Origin of the sequence: Shewanella sp. 10N.286.45.A1 (genome assembly GCF_041470405.1) — a bacterium.
GTDB lineage: Bacteria > Pseudomonadota > Gammaproteobacteria > Enterobacterales > Shewanellaceae > Shewanella.
The window spans coordinates 1-4,689 of record NZ_JBFRMK010000378.1 but is presented as its reverse complement, the minus strand read 5'-3'; the positions used below and the strand labels follow the sequence as shown (position 1 = coordinate 4,689).

General features: G+C 40.9%; 5 protein-coding genes. 2 read left to right on the top strand and 3 right to left on the bottom strand.

Features of this window, described 5'->3' with window-relative positions; all coding sequences use genetic code 11:
* Positions 1-38: 38 nt before the first annotated feature.
* Positions 39-509: an AAA family ATPase gene (locus AB4238_RS21580; RefSeq protein WP_372035598.1), complete on the bottom strand. Its 471-nt coding sequence runs from the start codon at positions 507-509 to the stop codon at positions 39-41.
* A 5-nt stretch (positions 510-514) separates the two neighbouring features.
* Positions 515-1,249 carry a Sir2 family NAD+-dependent deacetylase gene (gene cobB, locus AB4238_RS21575; protein ID WP_372035597.1) on the bottom strand — a complete coding sequence of 245 codons (735 nt, stop codon included), beginning with the start codon at positions 1,247-1,249 and terminating at the stop codon, positions 515-517.
* Between the two features lie 268 nt (positions 1,250-1,517).
* Between cobB and fur the strand changes: the two genes are divergently transcribed.
* Positions 1,518-1,949, top strand: a complete 432-nt coding sequence (fur, locus tag AB4238_RS21570; protein WP_220737515.1) for a ferric iron uptake transcriptional regulator — start codon at positions 1,518-1,520, stop codon at positions 1,947-1,949.
* A 73-nt stretch (positions 1,950-2,022) separates the two neighbouring features.
* Here fur and AB4238_RS21565 read toward each other — a convergent pair whose 3' ends face one another.
* A complete protein-coding gene (locus tag AB4238_RS21565) occupies positions 2,023-2,523 on the bottom strand; it encodes a GNAT family N-acetyltransferase (RefSeq protein WP_372035595.1) in 501 nt (166 codons plus the stop codon).
* 217 nt (positions 2,524-2,740) lie between these two features.
* Between AB4238_RS21565 and AB4238_RS21560 the strand changes: the two genes are divergently transcribed.
* A complete protein-coding gene (locus tag AB4238_RS21560; RefSeq protein ID WP_372035593.1) occupies positions 2,741-4,420 on the top strand; it encodes an FMN-binding glutamate synthase family protein in 1,680 nt (559 codons plus the stop codon).
* The last annotated feature ends 269 nt before the right edge of the window (positions 4,421-4,689 follow it).

Sequence of the window (4,689 nt, the reverse complement as noted above, 5' to 3'; positions counted from 1 at the left end):
ATGGGTATGGGTATGGGTAGGCGTTTTTAATTGATGAACTAAATAGATTCAAACATTGACGCCATGCGCTTAATACTTTGAAATGGTACACCGTGGCGGTTTCGCTTTGCACAAAGCTGTTGATGTTTAATCGAAGCAGGATCACCGATTTGCTGAATACGAACTTCATAATCTAAAGCAATTGCTGCCGCGCTATAAGCTTTAAACTCCCAACACGCTATATTGGTATTGTCACAAATAACCAAGGGGATGCCGTTAGCCATCGCCGCTATAAATCCTGCCAAATTTAATTGGTGATATTTTGGCAGCAGCTTAGGGTTAAACTGATAAACACCCTCATTATAAAAAAAACTGTCGGTTGAGAATATTGCATGTTGTTTTGAAGTTTGAGGCGAGCCAACGCTTCGATGATAACTGGTCACAAACTCGTTGGCCCAATAGCTTTTGCCACTACCGGGAAGGCCGCGCATAATAACCGCAACCTTAGCCTCTGCTGATTTATCAAGCATATTAGCTACCCTGCTTGCAATTGATCATTGACCACTTTACCTTGCAAAATTTGCTCGACCAATTTAGGCAAAACCTCGCTCGCCTTTCCCTGTAAGTGATATTGAAACTGGCTATGCCGATCTGCAGGCATGAGGTTAATATCGACAGTTTGCGCTCCATGATGATTTGCAGTATCAACAAACCCTGCTGCAGGATAAACAGTTCCAGATGTGCCAATCGCAATAAACAGATCGCAAGTATCTAACGCATGTTGAATACGATCTAAACCTATTGGCATCTCACCAAACCAAACGACATGGGGACGAAGTCTTTGCGCAGGAATACAGCATGTACAAGTATGCGTGGGGCCGAACGGCTCTCTAAGTAAAAATGTTTGCCTAGACCGAGGGCAGCGACCTTTCGAAAGTTCTCCATGCATATGCAGTAAACGCTTTGAGCCCGCTCTTTCATGAAGATCATCGATATTTTGAGTAACAACTAGTAGCTTCCCCTCGAATTCGCGCTCCAGCTTAGCTAAAGCATCATGGCCAGCATTTGGCTCAATGCTACCATTATGAAATTGCTGCCAGCGTTCATTATAAAATTGTTCAACAAGTTCAGGGTTATTCTCATAGCCCTCAGGAGTCGCTACCTCTTCTATCTTGTGCTCCTCCCATAAACCGTCTTGATCTCGAAAAGTACGTAATCCAGATTCTGCCGAGATCCCAGCCCCTGTTAGTATTACAATCTGCTGGTACATCTACTGTCCTTTTTCTTGGTATTGTTTTTTCCAGTTTGCCAAGTAATCAGTCATTTTCACATTAGGCATTAGTATAAATGGTAATAACAATACAAAATGTATGCTTAAATTGCTTGTTTTATATCAGCTTTATCTCTTTTATTTACATTAGATGGCTTATTGCCATATCAAAGGTTTAAGTTTTCTAATTGTGCACATATAATGGATTGAATATCCACATATGAACTGGCTCGAGTTGACAGGCCGTTCTGCAATCAAGAGAACAATAATGACAGATGGAAATCAAGCGCTAAAGAAAGCGGGTTTGAAAGTAACCTTACCACGAGTCAAAATTTTAGAATTGATGCAAGGACCAGAGAATCAGCATATCAGTGCTGAAGATCTCTATAAAAAGCTACTGGATTTGGGTGAAGAGATCGGCTTAGCGACTGTTTATCGAGTACTCAACCAGTTTGATGATGCAGGTATAGTAACTCGTCATCATTTCGAAAGCGGTAAAGCGGTTTTCGAACTTGCAACACAACACCACCATGATCATCTCGTATGTTTATCATGTGGTAAAGTCTTCGAGTTCTCAGATGATATGATTGAGCAACGTCAAGATGAAATTGCGATGAAACACAATATCAAACTGACAAACCACAGCCTCTACCTTTACGGTGTATGCACCAATGACAACTGTGAGCATGGCGAGTCTTAAAGTTTATTGAAATTTAAAAAACCAGCGTTAAGCTGGTTTTTTTGTGGTTAACGATTAACTAAATAACGCTTGGCTAAAGGTATTTGTGAAAAACATTGACCTTGTGCCCCATAAACTTGTCTCGTCCACGCTCTTGCATGCCAAGTTTTTTTGCCACGCCTTCAGAGCCACTATTACCAATGAGGATTAAAGCGATAGCTTCTTGTATATCGTAATCAATAAATTTAGATAATGCGGCGGCTCCAGCTTCAAAGCCAATCCCTTTGCCCCAATAAGCTGGTAAATAACGGTAACCAAGCTCTACTTCGCCGAACTCCTCAATGTACTTTGGGCCACAAAAACCTATCACTTTTGCATCAGCTTTGTGCTCTACCGCCCAGCGACCATAGCCTAGTTGCTCATAACTACTCAAGATCATATTCTCCAAGATCTCTTCAGCCTGAGAAATATTAGTCATTGGCGCACCAGGGATATAGGTAAGGATCTCCGGGATACTGTTGAGTAAAAAGATAGCTTTAGTATCTTTTGACTCAAATCGCCGTATTATCAGCCTCTCGGTTTCAGCTATTATCACTATAAACTCCTTGGTATTCCGCTATCCATATTACTGCAACATACAATTTGTTAAACATAGTATGCTTATCTGTATTCACGACTTTGTGACTATAATCGATACTAATATAACTAATTTCTATTTAAATTAGAAAGTATTAAAACAAGATTGCCTAATTGGCAAAAATGCCTTTGAATAAGACAATCCGCTATCTGGTGCTTAATAGTAAGGAATACTTATGACCATCATGCAAAAATTCTTTTGGATTATCGCTTCTTTGGGCAACTTGATTGCAGTCAACTTCGCCATTAGCCAAACAAGTATTGGTAGCGTCTTATTACTCTTATTAACGATGAGCTACAGTATTATTGGCTACTTTGATATGTATCATAGTAAACATACGCTTAATCGCCTTTACCCTGTTGTCGCACATATACGCTACTTTTTAGAATCTTATAGGGTTGAGATACAGCAATATTTTATCGCTAATGATACCGAGGAAAAACCGTTTAACCGCGAGCAACGCTCTCTAGTTTACCAACGCGCAAAAAATGTCAGAGATACCATCGCTTTCGGTACCCAGCGTGATCTACTTGAAGATAACTATTTAAGCCTTTGGCAATCACTACACCCAAAAGAAGTAGTCGATGACGCTAAACGTGTACGCTTTGGTGGTCCACATTGCTTACAACATTATGAAGCATCTTACCTCAACATATCCGCCATGAGCTTTGGTTCATTGAGCGCAAATGCCATTGAAGCGTTAAATTTAGGTGCGTTAAAAGCCGGCTGTTATCACAACACTGGCGAAGGTGGTGCAAGTCCCTACCACTTAAAGCACCATGGAGATGTAGTTTGGCAAATTGGCTCAGGTTTATTTGGCTGTCGTGATGATGAAGGTAACTTTAACCCCGACACGTTCACAGCTATGGCGACTCGTCCGCAAATAAAAATGATTGAAATAAAGCTCTCTCAAGGCGCGAAGCCTGGTCATGGTGGTGTATTACCAGCAGCAAAAATTACTGATGAAATTGCAGCGATTAGACACATATCTAAAGATAAGGATTGTGTATCACCTGCTGTAAACCCAGAATGCACCACCCCAAAAGATCTGCTTAATTTTGTGGTTAAACTGAGAACATTAAGTGAAGGTAAGCCTATCGGATTTAAGCTCTGTATCGGTAATCCAGTCGAATTTTTAGGCTTGTGTAAAGCAATGTTAGAAACGGGGATAACACCCGACTTTATCACGGTAGACGGTGCAGAGGGAGGTACTGGTGCTGCACCAGTCGAGTTTTCCAATCGCTTAGGTATGATGTGTTTAGAAGGGGTATATTTTACTCATAACGCACTGATAGGTGTAGGGTTACGAGATAAAATTAATATTATCGCTTCAGGCAAGACAGCATCAAGTTTCGACCTTTTGGCAAAAATAGCAATGGGGGCTGATACCGTGAATGCAGCTCGCACCATGATGATGTCACTTGGTTGTATTCAATCTCGCCACTGTAATACCAATATGTGTCCGACAGGTATCGCGACTCAAGATCCTGCTCGAAGCAAAGCAGTTAACGTTATTGAAAAAAGTGAACGAGTAAAAAACTATCATCACAATACCATCGAAAGTTTTTTTGAACTCGTTGGCAGTATGGGATTGGATAACCCAGCCAAGTTAATGCCTCATATGTTAAAAAAGCGCACTCCATACGGGCTATTGATGTCAGTAGGTAGTCTCATTGAGCCATTAAAGGAGAATCAACTGCTCAAAGAAGAACAGATTGAGGGGCCTTGGAGTGACTGGTGGAACATGGCACGAACTGATGATTTCTATAGTGAAGATACCTACATCTTATCACCGGCTGAGTTCTCTCGCGCTAAACATGCCAGTAGTAAACTAAATCCAGCACAGCTTAGGTAAAGGTTGCTTCCTAGACTCTCGGCATAAACTTATCCCACTGATCTGTTCTTTAGAAAAAACGGATCTGATGGTGAGTATATAACCTAATACCGCCATAAATATGAGAGGAAAACTACAGAAATAATGGCCATTACCGATTTAATTTAGTTCAGGAAGAAGTTGGAAATTTCTTGATTGAATTCCACTATAAAGTTTAGGGGCTATTGACCTTTCACGGTTGTTTTTGCCGCAGTATATTGGCTATTTTGACAAGGCGGAGGCTATGCCGT

Excerpts from the sequence above, each read along its gene's own strand:
- AB4238_RS21580 (WP_372035598.1), bottom strand. The coding sequence starts at position 509 with ATGCTTGATAAATCAGCAGAGGCTAAGGTTGCGGTTATTATGCGCGGC.
- cobB (WP_372035597.1), bottom strand. The coding sequence starts at position 1,249 with ATGTACCAGCAGATTGTAATACTAACAGGGGCTGGGATCTCGGCAGAA.
- fur (WP_220737515.1), top strand. The coding sequence starts at position 1,518 with ATGACAGATGGAAATCAAGCGCTAAAGAAAGCGGGTTTGAAAGTAACC.
- AB4238_RS21560 (WP_372035593.1), top strand. The coding sequence starts at position 2,741 with ATGACCATCATGCAAAAATTCTTTTGGATTATCGCTTCTTTGGGCAAC.